We start from the raw sequence: 22,503 nt of genomic DNA on the forward strand, positions 1-22,503 counted from the left end.
GTCTACCCCAGCCTCCCCGCCAGAAAAATGTGCTCCAGCGAAAACGAGAGCAGTAACCAAAGCCCCATCAGCAAAGCGATACCGCCCCCCCAAAATAACCATCCAGACTGGCGGCCCGCGTACAGGCGTTTTGGCCGTGAAACTAAAGGAATATCCTGGAGAAGATAAGGCGCTACCTGCTGGGCAAGCCGCTGCATAATATCTTCACGGCGCTTATCGCGGCTGGCCCGATAAAGGCCGCTAAACCCCAGCTGAAGCACACGGTAATAGCAGGTCAGCATGTGCGGATCGGGCGCAGGCTCTGCCAGCAGCATCCTAATCCGCTCCCACAGCTTTTCGCCTGCGTGCATAGCATTGAAATATTTAACCTGTAGCGGATTCGTTATCCAGTATTGATAGCCGTTATCCTGTTTCCCCCGGTTCATGACGCTTTCATCCAGCAGCGCGCAGACGGCATACAGCATCTGCTGCGAATGGGCCTTGCTGATACCCGCCTCGCTAAGCTGCTGCTGCCAGTTATCCAGCCAGCCGCAGGCTCGCTGATATAGCGCTTCGCCATCGATGATGTCCTGCCCGTTACGCAGCTGGCACACCAGTAGCCAGCCAGAGGAGAAAACCCGGTCAACAAGAGAGAGAGCATTTTCTTTCATGATCGCAGCACCGCAAAAAGTTCAAGGCTGACTTCTCTCAGAGAGCCAGAAATATAAAAGCGCAGCAGAAAATTGTTGTTCAGATTGTTATCTAACAAGCCAGTATCGCCCTGCGCGGCGGCAGCTGTCTGGTAATCTGTTCCGGCTTAACCCCCTTCATTTCGCGAAAGGTGAGGCTGACGCTATAGCTGCTGGCGTATGGATCGAGATTGATACTGATGCGTGCACGAAAAATTTCACTTTGGTATGAACCATTCATCTATCACTCCTTGTGAATATCGACAGAAAAGTAAAAAAACAGATTCGTTATGCGCCGTAATCAGAGGAATCAGAATATACAGGACATTTTTTAAAAAATTAGCGAATTAAATCAAAGTTACCAAAGCTTTCTTAAGATTACCGTGCAGATAGTTTATAAAACGCCAGATATTTCCTGAAATAACCAGATTAGCTATTAACCTGGCTTTATAACAGAATGGTTAGCACTCCAGGTGCTGAAAATTGTGACAGAGAAAATGATACTCCCTGTTATTTTTTATTTCCCGGGCGGCGTGATTTTATTGTTATGTTAAAAAAGGCATTATTTCTTCCGCTCCGGGACGCTTTGCCGGGCCGCGTGTAAAATAAGCGCGTAACGCGCCAGCTGCTGTTTTATACGGTGTTCAATTTTACCGCGTAATACGGGTGAAGAATTATCGGCTTCAAGTCGACGTAGCAGCTCCTCAACGGGCAACATTGCCTGTAGCGGTTGCTGAATAGTGACCAGCTGCGCCTCCAGCTCGGCTCTGGAAAGACATGCCGTGCGCACTTCGCCACACTCGCCTACCTGTTCAGCCAGCTTTTGCAGCCTGAGCTGCGCCGTATGCCATAATCCCAGCTGTTCTGTCGGCAACGCGGTTGCAGTCATCATTTGCTGCCATTTATCCCGCTGCCAGCTCTGTTCAGGCGTGACCCGCTGCGCCAGCATCGCCACCCGCTGCGCTTTATCCGGTTCCGGTTGAATAAGCTGCCAGGCCCAGACCGTTAGCCCACTCAGCACCAGAGTCGCCGCCACCCCGGCAATAAATCCCCGGCTGCGTTCCCAAAAGCTGAAACGAAGGTTTAGCGCTGAAGACGTCGTTAAATCTCTCGGCACGTAGATAAGCGGCGTAAACTCGCCATAACGGTTCGATGCGGCCTGATTGCCGCGTTTAAGGGCTTCCAGCGCCGTTGCTTTTGTCTCGCTTTGCGGTGCTGCCAGCCGTTCGGTAAGCGTAGCCACCTGGATGACCAGGCGATCCAGCTGGCTTAAATGCTTATGGGCAAGCTCTTCCAGTGTGGCAACGTTTTGCTCCAGCTGTTCGCGCAAATGCAGCAGCAGCTCGAGATCGCTCGCCCCGTAGCTGCTTTCGCTGATAATTTGCTGAACGCCCGTACTTAGCCAGGTGATAATAGCCAGTCTGGCCGGAAGCGGCTGTGGCCAGAGTGTAGGCCACTGATGCCTGATCATCGCAGTGATAATTTCTATCCCTTCACACAGACCGGCCAGGCCGGCATTGTGCGCTCTTGCCCGCGTATACCAGGCAACGCTTTGTAAATCCATGCCGTTAGCCCTGAAAAGCGCGATTGCCTGCCGCTCAACCTGTTGCCAGTCTGTCTCGCTATTACTGACAGTATTTAGCTTTGCTATTTCCTGACGAAGCGCGCTAAATTCCGGTAATGCCCGGGGATCGCCGCCGGTGTGTAAAATATTATTGTCAAACTCTGTCATGCCCTGATTTCCCTTTTTTAACAGCTTTGTTGCTCCCTGAAATCCGTCCTGTGCCCGCACAGGCTTTTCCCTGTTTGGCAGTGGAAGATAAACCTGCACTATCAGGATATTAATAACGCCATGCCTTTTTTCAGGCGCTAAAAGCAATATATTGATCGACCTGAAAATTTGCAAAGATAACTTTGCTTTTGTGCCAAATATTTAGCAATAAGCAGCCCCATATTTTTATTACAACAGCTTATTAACGGTTTAACTAAATGCATTAACTTACGTTATTATCTAAAACCCCGTAAAAAAAATAAAACGCATTCGGAATAAATAAGCGTCGATGCTCGCTTTTACTGGCCGGATTTTTCAGAGATAAAATTTAATAAAAGGCGCACAGCCCCGTAGCGCATTAAAAACCGGCGTTGCTGACGGCCCGCGCCCTGCCAGTGATAACTGGAAATAAAAAAATGCCTGACCACATCACATTTCATCGTGATTTGCCACACGGTATGCAGAATGTCGTCTAAAGTTTGTTTCAGGGTCAATAACTTACAGATCCCCGTTCAGGCTATGGAGAACTAGCAATGCAGAGAGTTGAAAAACGTCAATGGAAAACTGTTCTGGCACTCCCGCTGCTGGCTACGCTGGCAGGCTATGCTAACGCCGCCGAGGTTTCACAGCAGGCCAGCACGGCACCTCAGCCGCCAGACGTGACGCTCGGGCCGCTTTATCAGGCCGTTCAGGCAGCAAAATTATTTCCCGATCAAAAAACGTTTGCGGATGCGCTGCCTAAAACCAGTCCCAGCCAGATTCTGGCAGACTGGCAGATGCAAAGAAAACAGAGCAACTTTGATTTGCGTCGTTTCGTCAAAACCAATTTTACCTTGCCGGTTAGCGGCGCGGCCTATGTGCCGCCAGCGGGCCAAAGCCTGCGAGAGCATATCGATGGGCTATGGCCCGTGTTGACCCGCAATGGTACACCGCTAAACCAGTGGGATTCGCTGCTGGCGCTACCAAAACCTTATGTCGTGCCCGGCGGCCGTTTCCAGGAAATTTATTACTGGGACAGCTATTTTACCATGCTGGGACTGGCCGAAAGCGGCCACTGGGACCGCGTTCAGGATATGGTCGATAACTTTGCCGCGCTGCTGGACAAGTATGGCCACATTCCTAACGGCAGCCGCAGCTACTATCTGAGCCGCTCGCAGCCGCCGTTTTTCAGCCTGATGGTAGATTTACTGGCAACGCATAAAGGTGAAAGCGTCTACAGCCAGTATCTGCCCGAGCTGCAAAAAGAGTACAGCTATTGGATGAGCGATGCCGACAGCCTTAAGGCAGGCGATGCCGCAAAAACCGTGGTGAAACTGAAAGATGGCACCTTGCTAAACCGCTACTGGGATAGCCGCGATACGCCACGTACCGAATCGTGGATGGATGACATCGAAACCGCAGAAAAAGCGAAAGAGCGTAACAAAGGCGAACTCTATCGCGATCTACGCGCCGGTGCAGCATCCGGCTGGGATTTCAGCTCACGTTGGTTTGCCAAACCTGGCGAGATTTCCACTATCGAAACCACCCATATTCTGCCGGTAGACCTCAACTCGCTTATGTTCCATCTGGAACAAACGCTGGCGCGTGCCAATAAAGAAGCCGGTCATCAGGACGCCAGCCAGCGCTTTACGCAGCTAGCCGAGCAGCGTCAGAAAGCGATTAACCACTATCTGTGGGACAGTAAACAGGGCTGGTACGCCGACTATGACTGGCGGAAAGCGAAGGTCAGACCGCAGCTGACGGCTGCCACGCTGTTCCCGCTTTATCTCAAAGTAGCGACGGCAGACCAGGCTAACCGTACGGCCACGGCGGTACAGGCGCAGCTGGTGAAAGAAGGTGGACTGGTCACCACTAACGTGAATAACGGCCAGCAGTGGGATGCGCCAAACGGCTGGGCACCTTTACAGTGGGCGGCGGTAGAAGGCCTTAATAACTACGGTAAGCAAACGCTGGCGAAGGATATTGGTATGCGCTTCTTAAATAATGTGCAAGCCACCTATAACAAGGAGCATAAGCTGGTTGAAAAATATGTTGTGGAAGGAAAAAACCTGGGCGGCGGCGGCGGCGGTGAATATCCGTTGCAGGACGGCTTTGGCTGGACCAACGGCGTCACGCTCAAGCTAATGGATCTCTATTGCCCTAAAGGCATGGTTTGTAACAACGTTAGCGATATCACTAAAAAGTAGGACGACTTCAGGCGACCGCACGTCGCCTGTACCTTTCTTGCCGATCTTTGCATAACCTTCTGCTATCCATAAAAAACCCCACGCCGGAGCGCGGGGTTATTGTTCACGGAACATTTCCTTTTCAGGACAGCCGCGTGACTAGCTTCTGACTTTACGGTAGATCCACAGCACCACAATGGCGCCGATCACCGCCACGACAAAGCTACCGAAGTTAAAGCCGTCTACCTTGCCGAAGCCCACCAGGGTGCTGATCCAGCCGCCAACTACGGCGCCCACAATCCCCAGAATAACGGTGATGATAAAACCGCCGCCATCTTTACCCGGCATAATCCACTTTGCGATGATCCCGGCAATCAGACCAAAAATGATCCATGACAAAATTCCCATTTACTGCTCCTTGGTTTGTACTCATTGGACGGGCTAAGTATAGGCAAAGATTCTAACTCTGTGATTTAAAGCCAAACTTTTTGCACTTTTTTTTCACACCGCCTAAAGCGTCACGCTTTCATGCCGATAATTTGTCGTATCACCGCCAGGCATGTGTTTGCTGACCTAATCGGAGTGGGACGTGAAAGAAGAAGAAAAAGAGCAGTATCTCAAGCGTGGCCCGCTCGCCGTGCTTGCCGTATTAAAAAATTTACATAAAAATCAAACACCAGTATTAGTTTCACACGACCGGGGCCAGTTTATTACTCGTCTGCTTTACGCTGACAAAGAGCGCCTGCTTCTTGACTATGGCAGTAACGATTATGAAAACCAGCTGGCGTTGACGATGAAAAACCTGCATCTGACTGCGGAAACGCAGGGTGCCAAGGTTGAATTTGCGCTAGACGCGCTGGAAGCCGATAACCATGAAGGGCTGCCGGCCTTTGGCGCTGACCTGCCCGACGTACTGTGGATGATCCAGCGCCGCGAGTTTTTCCGCGTGTGCGTACCGCTCGATCCGGTTTATTACTGCCATGTAAAATGGCCGGGCGGCGGCGAAGGCCGTATGCGCTTGCAGGACCTTTCGCTGGGGGGAGTCGGCGTATTAGGCGACGCCACGCTGCCGGAGACCCTGCAAGGTGGCGAAGAATTTAAAAAAATGCGTCTTGAGCTGGGCGAATATGGTCAGCTGGAAGTGGATGCTGCGCTGATTAACGTAGGCCAGCGCAGCATAGTAGGCAATAAAAATGAAACGGTGGTAACGCCGCGCCTGAGCTTTCGCTTTGCCTCGCTGAGCTTTGCCCAGGAACGTTTGCTGCAAAACGTGATCTTTTCGCTGGAGCGCCTGGCCCGCGAAAAAGCGACCCGTTTTCAGTAAAAAAGAAGCCGCCCGCACAGGTGGCTTTACTCATTATTCCTGTTCCGGGCGCACAGCTACCGTTAAATAGTGCGGTAAGCCGTGGTTACCTTCCACAGATAGCGCGGCGCCTGAGCGGCCGGGTGCTTCTCCTGCACGTGCTGATAAAACTCTTCCGGCGTCATAGAGTTAATCATGGCAATCGCCCGATCCCTGTCTCGCGAAAAGGTTCTCAGCAGCGCGCCAGCCCCGTTGGCGTAAGAAACGATAGTGGCGTAACGCAGGGTTTTTGGATTGCGTATACCGGCCAGGGACTGATCCTGCAAGATTTTCAGATAGGCGGTGCCGATATCGATATTTTTCACCGGATCGCGCAGCTCCGAGCTGCTCGGCTGGCCGCGACGCCCCTGTACCCGATACACTTCACGCCCCGCCGTGGAGGCTTTTATCTGCATTAAACCAATGGCGTTTGATTTGCTGACCACCGTTGGATTGCCGCCCGACTCCACTGAAATAATCGCGTCCACCAGCTTCTGGTCAACGCCGTAGTTATGTGCCGCGTTCTCGGTAAATAAAGACCACGCCTGCGCGACTTTTTGCGGCGGCGCTTTGGTCAATGGCGTTTGCTGCAGGTTTTCGCTCTGCCTGTGCGGCTGACCGGCACAGCCTGCCAGCAGGAGCACGCCAAGTAATGCCGCTGTTTTTACGCTTCTCACGCTGTTGTTCCTTTAGGCTTTTGCTTCGCGCTTCATCATAACGGCTGTCTGCAGGGAGAAAATTACCGTAACTCCTAATTTGCCGTTTCGGTTGGTGACTTCAGCGCTGCTTTTCGTCATTATCAGCCGTATTGGACCCGCAATGGCACAAAATAATTCACTAAGCCCGCATAAAATTTGTTCGGGCCGCTTAAGCTTGTGGCCTGCTATCCTTGACGGCAGGCAAAACTCGTTGAAATAAAGTCATTATTTAGCCAGTAAAGGATAAAAGTGAAGATTATGTCCGTTATCCCACGCATTTTTCATCTGATTGCACCTTCTGGCTATTGTCAGAACCAGCAGGCAGCGCTGCTTGGCGTACAGCGCCTGCAGGCGCAGGGCCATCGGGTTAATAACACGCAGGTGATAGAGCGCCGCGACCAGCGCTTTGCCGGTAATGACCAGCAGCGGCTGCAAGATCTAGATCTGCTGACTACCGAGGCGGATATCGTCATGCCGGTACGCGGCGGCTACGGCGCTACCCGGCTGCTGCCCGACTTTGATGCCGCCGCGCTGGCGGCGCGGTTACGCGATCGGCCGATGGCTATTTGCGGGCACAGTGATTTTACGGTGATTCAGATGGCGCTGCTGCAGCAAGGCGCGCAGACCTTTAGCGGCCCGATGTTGGCGAGCAATTTTGGCGCAGAGGTTTTATCTGATTTTACCATCGAGCACTTCTGGCGCGCGCTGACTTCGCCAGAACTGACGTTAGAATGGCAAACGGAGCCGCAGCAGTTAGACGTTGCCGGTACGGTGTGGGGTGGCAATCTGGCGATGCTCACTTCCCTTATCGGTACGCCGTGGCTGCCGACAATTACCGGCGGTATTCTGGTGATCGAGGATATCAATGAGCATCCCTTCCGTACGGAAAGAATGCTGCTACAGCTGGCCCAGCATGGCGTGCTGGCGCGCCAGAAAGCCATTGTCGCCGGCAGCTTTACCGGTGTAAAACTGACTGATTACGACAGCGGTTACGATTTTAACAGCGTATGGACGCTGATTCGGCAGCTTACCGGCCTGCCCGTGGTTAGCGGCCTGGAATTTGGTCATCACTGGAATACCGTTACGCTACCCCTTGGCGCTCAGGGGCATCTACAGGTAGAAGGCTCCACCGCTACGCTGACCCTATCGGGACATCCCGTCCTGCGTTAGGCATTCTGGAGTATACATGAAGCAGCTGTATGAAGATCTGTGGGTTTCCACGCCAGAATTTCCGCTGGGCGAAAAAGATCCGGAACTGATGATGCATGGCTTTTTGCTGCAGCTTAATCGCGGCAACGTGCTGATTTCCCGCGTAGAAAACCCGGAAGATCATCACGTTATTCAGGATCTTGGCGGTATCTTCCGTCACTATCTTACCCACTGGCATGAAGCTGGCCCGGGTACGCAACTGCTCCAGCAGCGCTTTAATTCAGCGCTCTACTGCCATAACCGTGCGCTTGGCGCGGTCAGCTCGTTTGCCGAAGCGGACGACACCTTTAATCAGGCCGAAGTTCACTGCGGCAGTTTTCACGTGGTGCCGACGCCCGGCCATACGCCCGGCAGTACGACCTATCTGTATGCTTCACCTTATGGCAAAACCTATCTGTTTGTGGGTGATACCATCTGCCTTAGCCACGATCGCTGGATAACCGTGCTGGTGCCGGAAAGCAACGAAGCTGACTTAAAGCGCACGCTGGAATTTTATCGTGCCTTACGGCCGGACGTGGTGCTAATGAGTACGACCCGCGGTCATCTTTCATGGCAGGAAGTGACGGTGCGCGACTGGCTGTCGCTGCTGGACGAGGCAGAAAATGCGCCGCTGGATTTGCGCCAGCGGCCGGGAGAATAGCGACGGGCTAAAGCGCTTTCGTTAAGTAAAATCGCTGATGAACGCGCGGATAATTGTCCAGGACAAACCGCACCACGTATCCCTTCTTTTCGTAAAAAGGCCTGGCCTGAAAGCTGGCCGTATCTACCTGAGCATACAGACAGCCGCGCCTGCGGGCTTCCTCTTCCGCAGCCTGTATCAGTGCGCTTCCCGTCCCCTGCCCGCGCAGGGTATCACTGACCCACAGCATATTAATACGCAACCAGTCACCTACGGTTGACCCGGTCAGGCCAGCCAGCTTTTTGCCATCCGGCCCGCATATAAAAACGGCAAGGCTTACCGGCTTATCGATAAATTGTGAATTAAAGGCAAAGAGTTCGGCCTCGATTTCTGCCAAATCATCTGCCCCAGGCTTATCCGTTAAAATCAATTCCATTTTTCCGCTCTCTCATTAACTAACCGTTCCAGACCGGCGGCACTTTTTGCCGCTCACCAAAGCTTTCCGGCAGCGGCACGCGGTAAATTCGCCACGGCTTTTGCACCCGATCTTTGCCGTCGGGTCCGCGTTTAAAGGCCATCCGCCCAAGCTGCGGGCAAGGAATATAAAGCTCGCGCTGCCAGGTAATAAACAGCGCATCCGGCCCCCAGATACGATCGTCTTCAATTACCACGCTGAGCTTGCCATCCGGCGACAGCATAGTGATCCGGGGCCGAAGAAATTCGGCCATATACAGATTCCCTTTGCTGTCCATCGCGGTGCCCACCAGCGTTGGCGTATCGTAGACGTATTGCACCTGCTGGGCCAGCTCGCTATCGCTTAGCGTTTCATCGCGCAGTCCGCGCGTAGGAACACGATAGAGCGGTCCGGTCAGTGCCTGAAAATAGAGCCACTGCCCGTCCGGACTGATCTCCAGCGGATCGGAGTGTACCTTCACTGGCGCGCCGGTTTTGTCCTGCATCATATAGCCGTTATCCCCGATGGGCGGCCTGTCGTTACACATTAACGTCAACGGATGAGCAGAAAGCTTACGCAGCGCCTTGCCGGTTTTAAGGTTGACGACGATCAGACCACCCAGCCCGGAATCGGTGAAATAGGCGTTTCCGGCGTCCAGCCGCAGATCGTTAATGGTGCCGTTTTCCGGCAGCGTTTTTTCATCAAAGGTAATTTTACGCAGCAGCTTGCCGGTCATATCAAACTGCAAAATTTTCTGCGCATCGCGGCCCAGCTTTTTATCGCCCTGATCCACTACCCATAGCGTGTCATCGTCAAAGATATGGATGGTGTTAACCATGACAAAAGCATCGGTGCCGGGATTGCCAGGCTGCCAGCTGTTCCATTCACCGCCGGGAAAAGGTTTTAGCTGGCCGTCAGGCATCACTTCGGCCACCGAAGGGGAGTTTTCGCTGCCGGGCCAGCGCGGCAGGCCGACAAAGATGCGGTTATTACGGGTGACTGCAACTGCATTACACACCCAGGGCAGCGCAGCGACCTGCTGCAGCTCCGGGCCCAGCCCTTTGCTCAGACCATAATTAGTTGCGGCTTGCACCAGCGAACTACTGAAGGCCAGCGCCCCGGTAGTAACCAGCGAAGCGCGGCAAAACTGGCGTCGATTCATCTACTCCTCCTTGCTTATTAACCGCATAGCTGCGGTATTGCAGAAGGTATGAGTATAGGAGCAGACTGGTTTACCGTCAGGATTCGACGTTGCCGGAGGCATCGGTACGCTGTAGCGTCACCGTACTGTTTTCCCGTTCGCTCGTACGGCTACAGGAAACCAGCTTTTTCTGGCCGTTATAGGAAAAGAAGGTTTCGTTGCTGCTTTTGTTTATCACCATCTGGTCGCCGTTGCGGAACAGCACGATCTCAACCTTATCGCCACTATCCGTATGGGACTGCTGACTGCCGGACGCGATTTGAAAGTTATCGCCCGCCCATAGGATGGTAGTCAGCCCATACTGCGCGTTGGTGACGGTCATGGTCGGACGTCCGGCGCAGCTTATTTGATACTCGCTGTTTTGCATGGGCTCGGCGGAATCGGAAGCGTGAGCAAAAAAAGAACAGGCCAACAGGCTTCCGACAGCGAATAAACGAAACATGAGCAGGATTCTCCGGGCAGATATAATTTTTTAGTCTGGCACATTATCCTGCCCATGTAGCGCAATTGTCACAATCAGAACAGACCTGGTCTTCCCTATAACCCGCTCATTTCCTTAATATCATCCTGATTAACCGCCTGCTGCACGCCGTTTTCATCCTTATAGATAACCATACCTGTCGCTTTATCCTTTTCCGGCTTGCCCTCTACTACCCTGGTGCTGCCGTCACGCATGTGCAAAACATGATTGCTGGTACAGCCCGTCAGGAGTACCGCAGCGGCAATCAGTGGAAAAAGTAGCATTTTGTTCATCTTTTCTCTCCGTTAGTAAATACCCGCAAGTGTAGTATTTGTGTCGGGCATCCTTTGACGATTATGGCGATATAATCGCGCTTAAGTTCAGACCAGATAAGGAAAGTTATCGCCGCCATCAACAAATTTCAGTTGAAGCCGCGCCAAAATAACTGTATTTTTATCCAGCATTTATAACCAGGATGATCCCCATGTTTGTTGAACTGATTTACGATAAGCGCAACGTTGCGGGCTTACCCAACGCGCAGCAGCTGATTTTAGATGAACTCACAAAACGTATCGGGCGTGTTTTCCCCGATGCCGAAGTAAAAGTTAAACCGATGCAGGCCAACGGCGTCAAAACCGATGCCAGTAAAAATGACAAATCGGTAATGTTGAGAATTATTGAAGAGATGTTTGACGAGGCCGATCAGTGGTTAATTGCTGAAGAGTTCTGAAAGTCAGCACCTGATTGTTATTTTGCCCTACTCATCCATATGCGGTTGCCATTTGCGACCGGCATGCCCTGCTCTATTGACAAGTTTCCCTGGTGTTGGCCCGCAGTTTCTCTTTGCGGGCATTTTTTTAAATAAAATCCGTCCCCGCGCATAACGCTTCTCCTCTCTTTAAAAAAAATCACACTTAATGTTAAAATTAAGTTAACGAAAACTTTAATATTGTTACAGGGATATTTAATTAAAGTTTCCTGATAGCGTGCCGAAGAGTGAAATAAGACCAGACAGAATGAAGAGAAAGGCTATGGCTGTTATTTGTATACCTCCGCTAACGGGCCTGTTAATGGATGCGGAATGCAGAAAAGGAACCTCACTGACCAGGCAGGAAGTAGAAAAGATTCGGGACAGCACAACAACGGTTTCCGTGCCGGACGGTATCGCGAAAAATATGGATCCTTTTTGCGGATACGGTGATATCGACCCGCAAAAATGTTGGGAGACCTGGCTGCGTTATCGTGCCGCTGTACGAATGCTAACGGTTTGAGTATTAACCGTTTTTCTTGCGCTGAGCGATTTCGGCGTAAAGCAGATCGTAGACCTGAGCGGCATAGGCCGAACTGTCTCGCAACATCTGAATGGCATCCTCCAGCGTTTGCGGTTCCATCTGGCCTATAATTCGCCACCCCAAAGCAATGTTCTTCGCTTCTTCCAGTTGATCCGGATGATAATCATACGCAGCTTCTGACACGAAATTCTCCTGATTTGAGTTTTGGCCCTATTTTACTGAGCAATGGCTGAGCATCTCAACCCTTGATTTTTTATAAATTTAATTAATGAGCCTTTTTTATGCATTTTTTTCTTTAAACGCTCTTTTAGACAGCAATATAAGGTTTTTCAGCGGCAAAAACAGATTTTTCCTGGCTCTAAAAAGAGAACATTTTGTGGATTATCGTCTACCTGCGGGAAATAGTGTAAGGAAATCGTTCACTTTTGCTTAATTAAGAAAAATCACCCATTACAAAACGTTTCTACAGAATTTTCCCTTGGCCCGCCAAAAAGCCTGATTCCGTTTTTTTACTTATAAAACATTCGGGAAGTTAACGATAGTTATCTTAATTCAACAGGTTATATTAGTTGCATTCAATATATTTATGTCGCAATCAATTACCGCCAGGATAATCACAAGCGGAATAATTTCCTTTAAGTCAGAAGATTATTTTGCAGCAGGCACTATACGACCAGCGCCATTCTAAATAAGGGCAAGCATGCCAGCCGCGATACGAGCGCGACTGGCAGAGGGTCAGTGACTTTTTTTGGGGCGCAGCACAGCAAGGATTATCGCCACGTTGCCCTTAGAGCGAAATACTGCGGCGGCAATGACAAGATTTATCGCCAACGATGCCCAGTTAGTATGATCGTAATGATCAAAAAAATAGCGGAATGGGATAGAGCCATAGGCGAGTACGAGCATGTAAGCCAGCCAGGATGCCCAATACTCATGATGTGCGCCGGGTTTGCGGAAAAACATTAGCCGCAACGCTATCGCCGAGCAGGTGACCACGTTAGCAATCACCATGGGGTCATTTGTTACCATGGAAACCTCCTTTTAGCCGGGCCAGCCAGGCAACGGGATCCTGCTGGTTAAAGAACGTTAAGGTTTTAATAGCCAGAGCAGAAAGTAATACGGCCCCCAGTCCATCCAGTGGCCTGTCGCTGTAGCCCAGAACGCTGGCCAGTTTTGCCCCGACGACGCCAGAACCAAAAACGCCAACAATCCAGGAGACAACAAAGTAAGCAGCTCTTACCCGTAAAGCGATATCAACTGCGCCCGCAACGTAAAATACCGATCCTGCGAAAGCGCCAAACAGCACGCTGTAATTCATGCCCCCTAACTGACTCGCCACACTCGCTCCGGCTGAAGTTACCGCACCGATGCTAACCACCATTTCATGAATGAACATAAAGCCCCCTTTCTGCTTCAGCGTCTTCTCAAATGGACGAGAAAAAAACTGGCCCGCGCCAGGAATAAAAATCGATTTATCATCGCTGGAGTAGTCGATGTACATAACTTAGCGCGGGATTTGCGTACGCGTGAGCACTCTGCAAATTTATTTGGTGCTGATTAGCAAAGCGATAATGCTTTAGCATGTGGTCTGATAAACGTCGGCCGAAAGCGCTCTTTTTTTCTTGTTTACTGCCTTGGGTCGCCTGCTGCCGCCTCCATGAATCTTTTTGCAAGCGACCATAAAAGACGGTGGAAATACGCCCGGTTGCTGCCCGCCTCTATGGCCAGTAGTTTATCAAATTACGCGACTCTGTCAGGGTGTGAGCTGTATGATTCCACAGTATTATTTTGCTGGTTTACCTGAAAACGTTACGTAATAACGTCAGGAAATGATGGTCGACAAAGTTTCCAGTTATAAAGGTTGTTACCCTGGCTGCCCTGCCTGGCAACTCTGACAGAGCAGGTCATATCTGCCGCTGGCGCTTTTATGGAAACTGATGCAAATAAATCGTTGAAAGAAAGAGTTTTCCACTCAATACTTTTTAAAGCGATAGCGCGTACGCCGAGACAGGCACTGTCCGGGTCTGTTAAAACACAGCTTTCCTGGCGACGCGTTATGCCGTTATGGCTTTATCTGTGTAACTTATCCTGCTGGCACTGGATGATCCTTTCCAGCGTCACTGAGAGGTGACAATGCTGCGTTTCATTCTGGCGGGCTGTGCGATTTTGCTGATCGTTGCCGTATTTTTTATCGCTTTATCTTTTCCTGTGCGTATCAAGCTTGAAGACATGCTGTATGAATTTGCGCTCTTTATGATGCGTCATCGCCTGTACTGAAGGAGAGAAAATGGTAAGACTGGCACGGCTGGAAGAAGCAGAAGCACTATGGCAAATCCGTAATCAGGCCGTGCGCTACGGCTGTAAAGAAGACTATGGCGAAAAAGCCGTTATTGCCTGGACGCCGGACTGTATGCCTTCTGGCTATCTGCGGGCCATCAGCCAGAATCCCTTTTTCGTAATAGATACGCCCGGCTTTCCTGTCGCCACCGGCTTTCTGGACATAAAGCAGCAAAGCGTCGAGGCCATTTTTACGCTCCCGGCATTTATGGGTAACGGCTATGCCACGCAAATCCTCGAGGCGATCAAAACCGAAGCGCGTTCCAGAGGTATCGCTTCATTAACGCTGGCCGCTACGCCTAACGCCGTCTCCTTTTATCAGCGCCACGGCTTTAAGCTGCTAAGAGAAACCCTCTTTCATTCGGCGCTGGCGGGCGATCTACGCTGCATGGATATGCAGGCTGATTTAACTCAAGAAAACGCTTACCGGCGCCCTGATTAAAAATCGTTTAACGATCAAGCAAATAAACACTCATAACCGCAATGCGGCTTGCGTTTCACCTCAGGCCTGCCAGGTTTAACAGCGTGTTTATTTATTTAACCAGGAGATTGAGATGGCCCGTTTTCAGCAAAAAGTTGTCGTGGTAACCGGAGCAGGCTCCGGAATTGGTCAGGCAGCGGCCGAGCGTTTTGCCCGTGAAGGCGCATCGGTAGTGCTGGTCGGCCGCACCAAAGAGAAGCTGGATAAAACGCTGGCAAAACTGACCCAGGGTGAGCATCTGGTTGCGCCTTGCGATGTCGGTGAGGCGGAACAGGTAGAAAAACTGGCGCAAACCGTGACGGACAAATATGGTCGCGTCGATGTGCTGGTCAACAACGCTGGCCAGATTGTGCAGGGACGCATTCATGAAATTGGCCTGGACGACTGGAAAAAACTGATGAAGGTCGATCTGGATGGCGTTTTTTATTGCGTACATTACTTTATGCCCGCGTTGCTCAAAAGCAAAGGCAACGTGGTGAATATCTCTTCCGTTTCAGGCTTGGGCGGCGACTGGGGCATGAGCGTTTATAACGCGGCCAAAGGGGCAGTCACTAACTTTACCCGCTCGCTGGCGATGGATTATGGCGAAGATGGCGTGCGCGTCAATGCCATCTGTCCCGGCTTTACGTTTACCGATCTGACGGAAGAGATGAAAGACAATCAGCAGCTGCTGAACAAATTTTATGAGCGTATTCCACTGGCCCGTGCGGGTGAGCCGGATGATATTGCCAGCGCCATCGCCTTTCTTGCCAGCGAAGACGCTAAATACATTACCGGCGTCAACCTGCCCGTTGATGGTGGGATTACCGCTTCCAACGGCCAGCCAAAACAGGCGTAAAAAAGAGGCGGCATAATTTGCCGCCTCTTTTTTTCAGACAGGCCACGCATCGACAAACAGAAGCGCTTGTCCGGCCTTATTCCAGCGTTTTAGCATCATGCTAACCCAGGTCGCTTAGTTTATCCCCGCTCGGCCGTTAAGCTTCTGCGCAGCAGGCTCGGGAAGATAAACAGATTCTTACCGATACCTCGATTAAGTAGCGACCAGACCCCTACCGAACAGCCTGCGCACAACGCCATCATTGCTACCGGGTATCCCACCGCCCACAGCATCGAAAATGCTTTGCTGGCAAACAAATGATGATGTTCGGCAAACAGAATCGACGACATCCCAAAAAATTCGATAAAAATGCGGTGCAGCACGTAGATTTGTAGCGTATTTCTGCCCAGCCAGTTTAGCCAGCGTAATGAGAAATAGCGGTTCAGCGTTCGACAGGCCGCGACAGAGAGTAAAATGGCCATAACGCACAGAAACAGGCTATGCGCTATGCCCAGCGTCGCGTGGATCAGCGAAAGTACCGCCAGCGCGGCCCAGGGCACCAAATTGTCACGATGCCATTCGCTCCAGCGCAATACAAGGCTGCTATAGAAGGTGCCCAGCAGAAAGAAAACCAAATACTGGGCGACGCTTTGTGGACCCCAGCCGGGAAAGAGTTTCATTACGGCAGCGTAATTTAACCCTACTGCAATCGTCATCATGGCGAATTTTTGTTCGCGCAACAGTTTGGCAAAAATGAAAAACAGACCAAGCGCATATAAATACCAGCTTGAACTCATCGCCAGCAGCATGAGTTTTACGGACTCCAGCGGCGTATCCGCCCAGGCAGCATTGGTATTCTTAGAAAGCTGTTCTCCCATAATTTCGCTGGAGACACCACGGATCATCAGCCACTGAATAATGCCCCACAGGAAATAGAGATAGAAAAGATTAACTACGCGACTGGTAAAAACCTGCTTCCATGAACGGTTTATAATGCCATTCGTTGCCAGTAAACCTGAGACAAAGAAAAAAGCAGGCATGCGTAGCGGAGAAAGGTACTGATTAAAAGCCAGCCACAATTTGGCGGGTAGCCAGCCGGCGATCAGATGCCCGGTCATCTCAGCATAGCCTGGCAATATAATATGATATAAAACAACAAGTAATATGCAGATGCCTTTCAGACTATTTATCCAGGCGATATCCGGCTTATGCGTACTATTCATCAGGATCACTCCGACGGTAATTTATCTGGACAGCATGAGGTCGCAATGCGTGTGATTTCAGATGCTATTATCTGGCGCAGGGGAATTATTATCAGAAAACGGTAAAACCATCTTCAAACACAGGCACTAAAATCAGCGACTGAGGGCTGTTAACAGTTTGCTTTAGGTTTGCCAGCGCTATTGCTCTTTTTCTACTGTATAACGCTTTGTTGTGATAAAAGAGCGAAATGAATAATATTCATTAACAACGCCACTATTTTAAAGCAGGTAAAGTTTACATTATCATCAAGATCTTATGACAGCCGGCCATTTCGCAACTTAAAGGAACAGTCCGATTATTCCTCTTAAGGCAAATGATTACCATGAGGTTTTTCTTAAATGCCGAAAAGCCTGACTAACCCTCACCGAGAGGATCGACTCAAATCTTTGTTTTTAATTGAAAAAAATCAAAATATTATAAAGATAAAGTTTAGAACGCATAAACAGTATTACATTTAATTACCATAGAATAATAACGGAAAAGCATAATAAAAAGTTATAGATAGTTAATGCCGTGACTTTATTAACTCCCGCCATTAGCTGAGTAATATGCTTTTCATTTGCCGTGGGCATTAGAAATCTTTGTTAGCTATGAACGGCTATTTACCAGAAATTAGTAGCGGCAATTGAGTGGATACCACCAAACAAAGTCAGTTAAAACTATTGACTAACAATAAAGAGATTTTACTATTACGCGGCCCTGATAAAATAAAGGATTATAACATGGCTATATTTAGCCTTACTGGTTATGGTGAGGAAAAATCTACAGCACTAATAGCTGATGCTTATGCTCTTAGTACCTATAGTTATCATAATTTCAGTGATGGTTTTTCCTGCGGATACCAGCAATATGGTTTTGGCGCAGGCCTCCCGCTAACGTTAATCAAAGCGCTTTTTGGTAATACTGCTTCTCAGGGTATTATTTCAGGCATTCCCTGGAATCCAGATTCTGAGGCAGCAGCCCAGGAAAAAACCAGGCAGGCAGGATGGTCTATTCTCAGCGCCGAAGAGCTGGGCTACCAGGGGAAAACCAATGCCCATGGCACCTTTTATGGTGAAAAAGCGGGTTACAGCACCAACCAGGCTGAAATCATGGGGAAATATGACGACAGCGGCAACCTGATACAAATAGGTATCGCTTTCCGCGGTACCGGCGCGCCACGTGGCGAATCCATACTGGATACGGTCGGCGACGTCGTTAACGATATCAAAGCCGCACTCTTCCCCGCCGACTATAGTAACAACTTTACGTATCACGCCTTTGGGAACCTGTTAGAAAAGGTGGCCGACTACGCGCAAAAAAATGGCTTAAGCGGCAATGACGTGGTGGTGACGGGCCACAGTTTGGGCGGCCTGTTGGTTAACAGCGTCTCTGCGCTGAGCGAAAGCTGCTGGAATGGATTTTATGCTGATGCAGCCTGTATTGCCCTTGCCTCTCCGACTCAAACCGAAAATGGGAAGGTCCTGAACATTGGCTTTGAAAACGATCCGGTATTCCGCGTGCTTAACGGCACAGATTTCACATGGGAAACGCTCGGGGTGCATGATACGCCACATGACAGCAGCACCGACAATATCGTCAACTTCAATGATTTCTATGCCTCTACGCTTTGGGGATTAACACCCCTGTCCATTTTAAACCCGGCGAGCTGGCTATCGCATATGCCTTTTTTCTACGAAACAAGCCTGTCCCGTATCATCAATTCAGAATTTTATGCGCTGATGGAGAGAGACTCTACGGTCATTACCGCTAATCTTTCAGATGCCTTCCGAGAAAATACCTGGGTAACCGATCTGAATAAATCCGCCCTGCCGCACAGCGGGCCTACCTTTATATTAGGGAGCGAAGGCAATGATTTACTCGCTGGCGGAGAAGGTAATGACTACCTGGAAGGGGGAGCGGGTAACGATACCTTCCGTGATGCAGGCGGTTATAACATTATTCTTGGCGGCGAAGGCGATAATAAGCTTGATTTACGGCATGCGTTAAGTGACAGCGAGGTAGCATGGGACGGCTCCACGCTTTATCTACGCGAGGCGGATGGCGGATTGACGCTGGCACAGGATATTCACACCCTGCGCTCCAGAGAGTCTTTTATGTGGTTGTGGAGTCAAAATAAAGATCATCAGGTAACGAGTGAAGGATTGCGCTCTGGCAACCTCCTGACCTTATATGCCGATTCAACTACCGGCGATGCCGACGCTAACAGCCTGACCGCGCATAAAGCAGGCAGCTGGCTGTTCGGCCTGCAAGGTGATGATGTTTTGACCGGCGCGGCCACAGGAGGAACAACTTTTGTCGGCGGTGAAGGCGATGATACGCTCTACAGCCACGGCAGCGATAACAGTTTTCTGTTCACCGGCAACTTTGGTAACGACGTGCTGTATGGCTATAACGCCAGCGACAAGCTGATATTTATGGGGGTAGCTGGCGCAACAGAGGAAAATAGCCTGACGTTTGATGAGGGAAACGCCATCTTCAGCTTTGGCGAAAACAGCGTTACCCTGGTTGGGATAAACCAAAATATTTTTGCAGACGGGCATATTATTGTTGCCTGAATAACACCTATTTTCCCGCTTCATTAAGCTTTATTTTCAGGCCCGATTTTTCGGGTCTGATTTTTGACTGTAATAAGGCAGCCTCAGCCCTATGGCAACATTACAAGAAAATGAAATTATGCGGATTATCCGCGAACACGGCAGCATATTCTGGTCGCTGGCTTTTTTTAGCGCCCTGATAAATTTAATGATGCTGGCTCCTTCAATTTATATGTTACAGGTCTACGATCGGGTTTTGCCTTCCGGAAATGAGATGACCCTGCTCATGTTAACGCTAATTATGCCGGGCATTTGCGTGGTAATGGGCCTGTTGGAGTATGCTCGCAACATGACGTTGATTTGTCTTGGTAACCGCTTCGACCTCAGGTTGAACCACCGGGTTTATATGGCTGCGGCTCAGGCGAATCTTCAGTCGGGGACAGCCGATGCGGGCCAGAGGCTGCACGATCTGACCACGCTACGCCAGTTTTTAACCGGCAATGCGCTGTTTGCCTTTTTTGATCTTCCCTGGTTTCCCGTCTATTTGCTGCTGATCTTTCTTTTTAACAGCTGGCTTGGCCTGCTGGCGTTGCTGGGCGCTCTGCTGTTGATTGCGCTGGCGGTCATCCATGAAGCCGTAACCCGTACGCCTCTGGCCAGCGCGGGCAAGCTGGCAGGTTCGGCCAATAGCCAGCTTAACAGAGATCTGTCTCACGCTGAGGTCATCAGGGCGATGGGGATGTTGCCTGCTCTGCATCAGCGCTGGCTCGCTCTTCATCACCGCTTTCTGTATCAGCAGTCCGTGGCCAGCCAGCGCGCGGCAATCCTTTCGACGCTGAGTAAAAATCTGCGTTTGCTGCTCCAGTCGCTGGTATTAGGTTGGGGCGCGTGGCTGGCGCTGGCTGGCCAGATAACGCCAGGCATGATGATAGCGGGGTCGATACTGATGGGCCGTACGCTGGCTCCCGTCGACCAAATTATTAACGCCTGGAAAAGCTGGGGTAACGCCCGTCTTGCCTGGCAACGTTTAAACGCGTTGCTGAAAGCCGTGCCGCCGCCGGCTAAAACTTTTACTTTGCCGGTGCCCAAAGGCTTTATCAGCGCCGACAGGATTGCCTCTGGGGGACTGTTACCCTCCGTCAGCTTCGCTTTAAAACCAGGAGATGTGTTAGGCGTAGTTGGCCCGGGCGCTTCGGGTAAATCCACGCTTGCCCGCATGTTAGTCGGCATCGTGCCGCTTTCCGCAGGCAGGCTGCAATTAGATAATGCAGATATATCGCAGTGGAGCCCTGAAAATCTGGGGCCGCATATCGGTTATCTGCCGCAAAATATTGCGCTTTTTTCCGGCACCGTTGCGGAAAATATTGCCCGCTTTAACCAGCCCGATGCTGCACAGGTTATTGCCGCTGCCCGTCTGGCTGGCGTGCATGAACTGATCCTGTCGCTGCCACAAGGCTATGAAACCCCTGTAGGCCATAGCGGAACAGGTTTATCCGGAGGACAAATGCAGCGTATCGCGCTGGCTCGCGCGCTATATGGTGACCCCACGCTCATTGTCCTGGACGAACCTGACGCCAGCCTTGATAACGCAGGCGAGCAGGAACTCAGTCAAACCCTTCGGCGGCTCAAGGCGCTTAATAAAACGGTGGTGCTGGTTACTCATCGTCCGGCACAGCTTAATCTGACCACTAAACTGCTGCTGCTTTGTCAGGGTACGCCCAGCGTTTTTGGTGCCACCCGCGATATTATGCAGAAATTACGGCAGGCAGAAACCGTGCCAGATGTCAGAAACTCTCGTTAGCAGTTCGGGCTTACGGATTGACCTGAAAGGATTTTATGATGTTTAGCGAGCGGGCTGATGCCAGCCCAACTTTTCTTCCCCATAACGAGCGTGCCTGGCTGCGCACAGGCTGGCTGACGGCAATCGCCGGTTTTTTTAGCTTTATTCTTTGGGCCACGTTTGCGCCGTTGGATAAGGGGGTGGCGACAACGGGCACGGTGGTTGTAGCCGGCAATCGCAAAGCCGTTCAGGCTTTTAGTACCGGGATTGTGGAGAAGCTTGGCGTGAAAGAAGGCGATCGGGTGACAGTCGGACAGACGCTGGTCAGGCTTCGTCAGCAGCAGGTTATTGCCCGGCAGCAGTCGCTATACGGCCGCTATCTTTCCTTACTGATAACGCAAAGCCGTCTGCTGGCTGAAGAAGCCGACGCGGAAGAACCTGTTTTATCTGCCGTACTGGAAAAAGAAAAAGCGCGTCCTGCGGTAAAAGCGCTGCTTGAGCTTCAGCGCCAGCTGCTGCAATCGCGTCGCCGGGCGCTGACAGGTGAAATGGCTATCGCCAGGCAGTCGATAGCCGTACTACTCTCACAAAGAGAGGGATTACAGCAATCGACGGCCAGCAAAAGCCAGCAGCTGGCTACTTTGCGTGAACAGGCCGCTACGCTTAAAAAACTTGCGGCGGCGGGCCATCTGCCTCGCCATGCTTATCTGGACGTTCAGCGCGACTATGCCAGGGTTGAGAGCGAGTTTCTGGAAATGAAAGGCCACGTCGACCAGCTGCGCAAACAGCAGCAGGAGACCGAGCTACGGATGACACAGCTGCTTGCCGACAGGCAGAAAGAGATTTATACGAAGCTGGCGGAAAACCAGCAGGAAATTACCGATTCTCGCCACCAGCTCAGCATTGCTGATATCGATATCGATAACACTCTGATTACCGCGCCGGTCAGCGGCACAGTGCTTGGACTCACTGTTTTTACCGAAGGAGGCGTTGTACAGGCAGGGGAACATCTGATGGCGATAGTGCCCGATAATGAGGCGCTGATTGTCGAAGCCAGACTGCCCGTCAACCTGATTGATAAAGTCCATCCCGGCCTGCCTGTGACCTTGCTGTTCAGCGCCTTTAACCAGAACACTACCCCTAAGATTCCTGGCGAACTCATTATGGTGTCCGCCGACAGCCTGACCGACAGCAGTACAGGCGCAGCTTTTTATCCCATACAGATAGCTATCACCGCGAAAGGAAAAGCGCTGCTGGCCAGACATCACATCAGGCCGGGCATGACGGCGGAAGTCTTTATCAATACGGGGTCGCGTTCATTGATGAACTATTTATTCAGGCCGATTCTGGATCGTGTCGCTACGGCGATGACGGAAGAGTAAATGCCTGCATCATGGGGTGATGCAGGC

Annotated in this window: 25 protein-coding genes; 12 read left to right on the forward strand and 13 right to left on the reverse strand. The window is 50.9% G+C overall.

The annotated features are described in order from the left end of the window. Positions 1-2 precede the first annotated feature (2 nt). The 3 genes from tssL to ACMGGR_RS11970 form a co-directional block, all read right to left on the reverse strand. Positions 3-650 (reverse strand): type VI secretion system protein TssL, short form, encoded by a 648-nt coding sequence (tssL, locus tag ACMGGR_RS11960; protein ID WP_414146969.1) that lies wholly within the window; start codon positions 648-650, stop codon positions 3-5. Between the two features lie 91 nt (positions 651-741). After that, the gene (locus ACMGGR_RS11965) at positions 742-909 is read right to left on the reverse strand and encodes a hypothetical protein (protein ID WP_414146970.1); all 168 of its coding nucleotides are present in this window, start codon (positions 907-909) and stop codon (positions 742-744) included. Between the two features lie 321 nt (positions 910-1,230). Next, positions 1,231-2,400 (reverse strand): type VI secretion system ImpA family N-terminal domain-containing protein, encoded by a 1,170-nt coding sequence (locus ACMGGR_RS11970; protein ID WP_414146971.1) that lies wholly within the window; start codon positions 2,398-2,400, stop codon positions 1,231-1,233. A gap of 572 nt (positions 2,401-2,972) precedes the next feature. Here ACMGGR_RS11970 and treA point away from each other — a divergent pair. Continuing rightward, the gene (gene treA / locus ACMGGR_RS11975; RefSeq protein WP_414146972.1) at positions 2,973-4,625 is read left to right on the forward strand and encodes an alpha,alpha-trehalase TreA; all 1,653 of its coding nucleotides are present in this window, start codon (positions 2,973-2,975) and stop codon (positions 4,623-4,625) included. A gap of 138 nt (positions 4,626-4,763) precedes the next feature. Here treA and ACMGGR_RS11980 read toward each other — a convergent pair whose 3' ends face one another. Beyond that, the gene (locus ACMGGR_RS11980) at positions 4,764-5,012 is read right to left on the reverse strand and encodes a GlsB/YeaQ/YmgE family stress response membrane protein (protein WP_246759018.1); all 249 of its coding nucleotides are present in this window, start codon (positions 5,010-5,012) and stop codon (positions 4,764-4,766) included. Positions 5,013-5,193: 181 nt separating this feature from the next. On the opposite strand from ACMGGR_RS11980, the gene ACMGGR_RS11985 reads away from it, so the two are divergent. Beyond that, positions 5,194-5,928, forward strand: a complete 735-nt coding sequence (locus ACMGGR_RS11985; protein WP_246759016.1) for a flagellar brake protein — start codon at positions 5,194-5,196, stop codon at positions 5,926-5,928. A 62-nt stretch (positions 5,929-5,990) separates the two neighbouring features. Here ACMGGR_RS11985 and emtA read toward each other — a convergent pair whose 3' ends face one another. Continuing rightward, complete coding sequence (gene emtA / locus ACMGGR_RS11990) at positions 5,991-6,623, reverse strand: membrane-bound lytic murein transglycosylase EmtA (protein WP_414146973.1); 633 nt, start codon at positions 6,621-6,623, stop codon at positions 5,991-5,993. Between the two features lie 279 nt (positions 6,624-6,902). On the opposite strand from emtA, the gene ldcA reads away from it, so the two are divergent. Together ldcA and ACMGGR_RS12000 are read left to right on the forward strand one after the other, a co-directional pair. Next, positions 6,903-7,814, forward strand: coding sequence for a muramoyltetrapeptide carboxypeptidase (gene ldcA, locus ACMGGR_RS11995; protein ID WP_246759299.1), 912 nt, complete (start codon positions 6,903-6,905; stop codon positions 7,812-7,814). Positions 7,815-7,830: 16 nt separating this feature from the next. Then, entirely contained in the window at positions 7,831-8,493 is a 663-nt protein-coding gene (locus ACMGGR_RS12000) for an MBL fold metallo-hydrolase (protein ID WP_414146974.1), read from the forward strand. 7 nt (positions 8,494-8,500) lie between these two features. On the opposite strand, the gene ACMGGR_RS12005 is transcribed toward ACMGGR_RS12000, so the two are convergent. The 4 genes from ACMGGR_RS12005 to ACMGGR_RS12020 all read right to left on the reverse strand — a co-directional run bounded on the left by ACMGGR_RS12005 (position 8,501) and on the right by ACMGGR_RS12020 (position 10,880). Further along, positions 8,501-8,908 carry a GNAT family N-acetyltransferase gene (locus tag ACMGGR_RS12005; RefSeq protein ID WP_414146975.1) on the reverse strand — a complete coding sequence of 136 codons (408 nt, stop codon included), beginning with the start codon at positions 8,906-8,908 and terminating at the stop codon, positions 8,501-8,503. A 19-nt stretch (positions 8,909-8,927) separates the two neighbouring features. Next, positions 8,928-10,088: an L-dopachrome tautomerase-related protein gene (locus ACMGGR_RS12010; RefSeq protein WP_414146976.1), complete on the reverse strand. Its 1,161-nt coding sequence runs from the start codon at positions 10,086-10,088 to the stop codon at positions 8,928-8,930. A 76-nt stretch (positions 10,089-10,164) separates the two neighbouring features. Then, on the reverse strand, positions 10,165-10,569 hold the full coding sequence (locus ACMGGR_RS12015; RefSeq protein ID WP_414146977.1) for a hypothetical protein: 405 nt from the start codon (positions 10,567-10,569) through the stop codon (positions 10,165-10,167). Between the two features lie 95 nt (positions 10,570-10,664). Continuing rightward, positions 10,665-10,880: a YgdI/YgdR family lipoprotein gene (locus ACMGGR_RS12020; protein ID WP_246759009.1), complete on the reverse strand. Its 216-nt coding sequence runs from the start codon at positions 10,878-10,880 to the stop codon at positions 10,665-10,667. A gap of 191 nt (positions 10,881-11,071) precedes the next feature. Here ACMGGR_RS12020 and ACMGGR_RS12025 point away from each other — a divergent pair, with 191 nt between their 5' ends. Next, positions 11,072-11,317 (forward strand): DinI-like family protein, encoded by a 246-nt coding sequence (locus ACMGGR_RS12025; RefSeq protein WP_246759007.1) that lies wholly within the window; start codon positions 11,072-11,074, stop codon positions 11,315-11,317. Positions 11,318-11,618: 301 nt separating this feature from the next. Continuing rightward, the gene (locus ACMGGR_RS12030) at positions 11,619-11,858 is read left to right on the forward strand and encodes a hypothetical protein (RefSeq protein WP_246759006.1); all 240 of its coding nucleotides are present in this window, start codon (positions 11,619-11,621) and stop codon (positions 11,856-11,858) included. A gap of 3 nt (positions 11,859-11,861) precedes the next feature. On the opposite strand, the gene ACMGGR_RS12035 is transcribed toward ACMGGR_RS12030, so the two are convergent. The 3 genes from ACMGGR_RS12035 to ACMGGR_RS12045 all read right to left on the reverse strand — a co-directional run bounded on the left by ACMGGR_RS12035 (position 11,862) and on the right by ACMGGR_RS12045 (position 13,275). After that, the gene (locus tag ACMGGR_RS12035; protein ID WP_246759005.1) at positions 11,862-12,062 is read right to left on the reverse strand and encodes a hypothetical protein; all 201 of its coding nucleotides are present in this window, start codon (positions 12,060-12,062) and stop codon (positions 11,862-11,864) included. A gap of 552 nt (positions 12,063-12,614) precedes the next feature. Further along, positions 12,615-12,908: a phage holin family protein gene (locus tag ACMGGR_RS12040; protein ID WP_246759003.1), complete on the reverse strand. Its 294-nt coding sequence runs from the start codon at positions 12,906-12,908 to the stop codon at positions 12,615-12,617. After that, the gene (locus tag ACMGGR_RS12045; RefSeq protein WP_246759002.1) at positions 12,895-13,275 is read right to left on the reverse strand and encodes a putative holin; all 381 of its coding nucleotides are present in this window, start codon (positions 13,273-13,275) and stop codon (positions 12,895-12,897) included. Before ACMGGR_RS12045 ends, ACMGGR_RS12040 begins: the two co-directional genes overlap by 14 nt. Before the next feature lie 737 nt (positions 13,276-14,012). Here ACMGGR_RS12045 and ACMGGR_RS12050 point away from each other — a divergent pair. The 3 genes from ACMGGR_RS12050 to ACMGGR_RS12060 all read left to right on the forward strand — a co-directional run bounded on the left by ACMGGR_RS12050 (position 14,013) and on the right by ACMGGR_RS12060 (position 15,535). Next, the gene (locus tag ACMGGR_RS12050; RefSeq protein ID WP_246759001.1) at positions 14,013-14,156 is read left to right on the forward strand and encodes a hypothetical protein; all 144 of its coding nucleotides are present in this window, start codon (positions 14,013-14,015) and stop codon (positions 14,154-14,156) included. Positions 14,157-14,166: 10 nt separating this feature from the next. Continuing rightward, complete coding sequence (locus tag ACMGGR_RS12055; protein ID WP_414146978.1) at positions 14,167-14,658, forward strand: GNAT family N-acetyltransferase; 492 nt, start codon at positions 14,167-14,169, stop codon at positions 14,656-14,658. Positions 14,659-14,770: 112 nt separating this feature from the next. Continuing rightward, entirely contained in the window at positions 14,771-15,535 is a 765-nt protein-coding gene (locus tag ACMGGR_RS12060; RefSeq protein WP_246758998.1) for an SDR family NAD(P)-dependent oxidoreductase, read from the forward strand. Between the two features lie 119 nt (positions 15,536-15,654). On the opposite strand, the gene ACMGGR_RS12065 is transcribed toward ACMGGR_RS12060, so the two are convergent. Continuing rightward, a complete protein-coding gene (locus tag ACMGGR_RS12065; RefSeq protein ID WP_414146979.1) occupies positions 15,655-16,737 on the reverse strand; it encodes an acyltransferase family protein in 1,083 nt (360 codons plus the stop codon). A 762-nt stretch (positions 16,738-17,499) separates the two neighbouring features. On the opposite strand from ACMGGR_RS12065, the gene ACMGGR_RS12070 reads away from it, so the two are divergent. The 3 genes from ACMGGR_RS12070 (at position 17,500) to ACMGGR_RS12080 (ending at position 22,476) form a co-directional block, all read left to right on the forward strand. Then, a complete protein-coding gene (locus ACMGGR_RS12070; RefSeq protein ID WP_414146980.1) occupies positions 17,500-19,335 on the forward strand; it encodes a polyurethanase in 1,836 nt (611 codons plus the stop codon). Positions 19,336-19,426: 91 nt separating this feature from the next. After that, complete coding sequence (locus tag ACMGGR_RS12075; RefSeq protein ID WP_414146981.1) at positions 19,427-21,115, forward strand: type I secretion system permease/ATPase; 1,689 nt, start codon at positions 19,427-19,429, stop codon at positions 21,113-21,115. Positions 21,116-21,150: 35 nt separating this feature from the next. After that, positions 21,151-22,476, forward strand: a complete 1,326-nt coding sequence (locus ACMGGR_RS12080) for an HlyD family type I secretion periplasmic adaptor subunit (RefSeq protein ID WP_414146982.1) — start codon at positions 21,151-21,153, stop codon at positions 22,474-22,476. The last annotated feature ends 27 nt before the right edge of the window (positions 22,477-22,503 follow it).

The organism is Erwinia sp. BNK-24-b (assembly GCF_047456155.1).
Classification (GTDB): Bacteria; Pseudomonadota; Gammaproteobacteria; order Enterobacterales; family Enterobacteriaceae; genus Erwinia; species Erwinia phyllosphaerae.

Excerpts from the sequence above, each read along its gene's own strand:
- ACMGGR_RS11965 (WP_414146970.1), bottom strand. The coding sequence starts at position 909 with ATGAATGGTTCATACCAAAGTGAAATTTTTCGTGCACGCATCAGTATC.
- ldcA (WP_246759299.1), top strand. The coding sequence starts at position 6,903 with ATGTCCGTTATCCCACGCATTTTTCATCTGATTGCACCTTCTGGCTAT.
- ACMGGR_RS12050 (WP_246759001.1), top strand. The coding sequence starts at position 14,013 with ATGCTGCGTTTCATTCTGGCGGGCTGTGCGATTTTGCTGATCGTTGCC.
- ACMGGR_RS12020 (WP_246759009.1), bottom strand. The coding sequence starts at position 10,880 with ATGAACAAAATGCTACTTTTTCCACTGATTGCCGCTGCGGTACTCCTG.
- ACMGGR_RS12000 (WP_414146974.1), top strand. The coding sequence starts at position 7,831 with ATGAAGCAGCTGTATGAAGATCTGTGGGTTTCCACGCCAGAATTTCCG.
- ACMGGR_RS12040 (WP_246759003.1), bottom strand. The coding sequence starts at position 12,908 with ATGGTAACAAATGACCCCATGGTGATTGCTAACGTGGTCACCTGCTCG.
- treA (WP_414146972.1), top strand. The coding sequence starts at position 2,973 with ATGCAGAGAGTTGAAAAACGTCAATGGAAAACTGTTCTGGCACTCCCG.
- ACMGGR_RS11980 (WP_246759018.1), bottom strand. The coding sequence starts at position 5,012 with ATGGGAATTTTGTCATGGATCATTTTTGGTCTGATTGCCGGGATCATC.
- ACMGGR_RS12045 (WP_246759002.1), bottom strand. The coding sequence starts at position 13,275 with ATGTTCATTCATGAAATGGTGGTTAGCATCGGTGCGGTAACTTCAGCC.
- ACMGGR_RS12070 (WP_414146980.1), top strand. The coding sequence starts at position 17,500 with ATGGCTATATTTAGCCTTACTGGTTATGGTGAGGAAAAATCTACAGCA.
- ACMGGR_RS12075 (WP_414146981.1), top strand. The coding sequence starts at position 19,427 with ATGGCAACATTACAAGAAAATGAAATTATGCGGATTATCCGCGAACAC.
- ACMGGR_RS12030 (WP_246759006.1), top strand. The coding sequence starts at position 11,619 with ATGGCTGTTATTTGTATACCTCCGCTAACGGGCCTGTTAATGGATGCG.
- tssL (WP_414146969.1), bottom strand. The coding sequence starts at position 650 with ATGAAAGAAAATGCTCTCTCTCTTGTTGACCGGGTTTTCTCCTCTGGC.
- ACMGGR_RS12080 (WP_414146982.1), top strand. The coding sequence starts at position 21,151 with ATGATGTTTAGCGAGCGGGCTGATGCCAGCCCAACTTTTCTTCCCCAT.
- ACMGGR_RS12015 (WP_414146977.1), bottom strand. The coding sequence starts at position 10,569 with ATGTTTCGTTTATTCGCTGTCGGAAGCCTGTTGGCCTGTTCTTTTTTT.
- ACMGGR_RS12055 (WP_414146978.1), top strand. The coding sequence starts at position 14,167 with ATGGTAAGACTGGCACGGCTGGAAGAAGCAGAAGCACTATGGCAAATC.
- ACMGGR_RS12005 (WP_414146975.1), bottom strand. The coding sequence starts at position 8,908 with ATGGAATTGATTTTAACGGATAAGCCTGGGGCAGATGATTTGGCAGAA.
- ACMGGR_RS12065 (WP_414146979.1), bottom strand. The coding sequence starts at position 16,737 with ATGAATAGTACGCATAAGCCGGATATCGCCTGGATAAATAGTCTGAAA.
- ACMGGR_RS12010 (WP_414146976.1), bottom strand. The coding sequence starts at position 10,088 with ATGAATCGACGCCAGTTTTGCCGCGCTTCGCTGGTTACTACCGGGGCG.
- ACMGGR_RS12060 (WP_246758998.1), top strand. The coding sequence starts at position 14,771 with ATGGCCCGTTTTCAGCAAAAAGTTGTCGTGGTAACCGGAGCAGGCTCC.
- ACMGGR_RS11970 (WP_414146971.1), bottom strand. The coding sequence starts at position 2,400 with ATGACAGAGTTTGACAATAATATTTTACACACCGGCGGCGATCCCCGG.
- ACMGGR_RS12025 (WP_246759007.1), top strand. The coding sequence starts at position 11,072 with ATGTTTGTTGAACTGATTTACGATAAGCGCAACGTTGCGGGCTTACCC.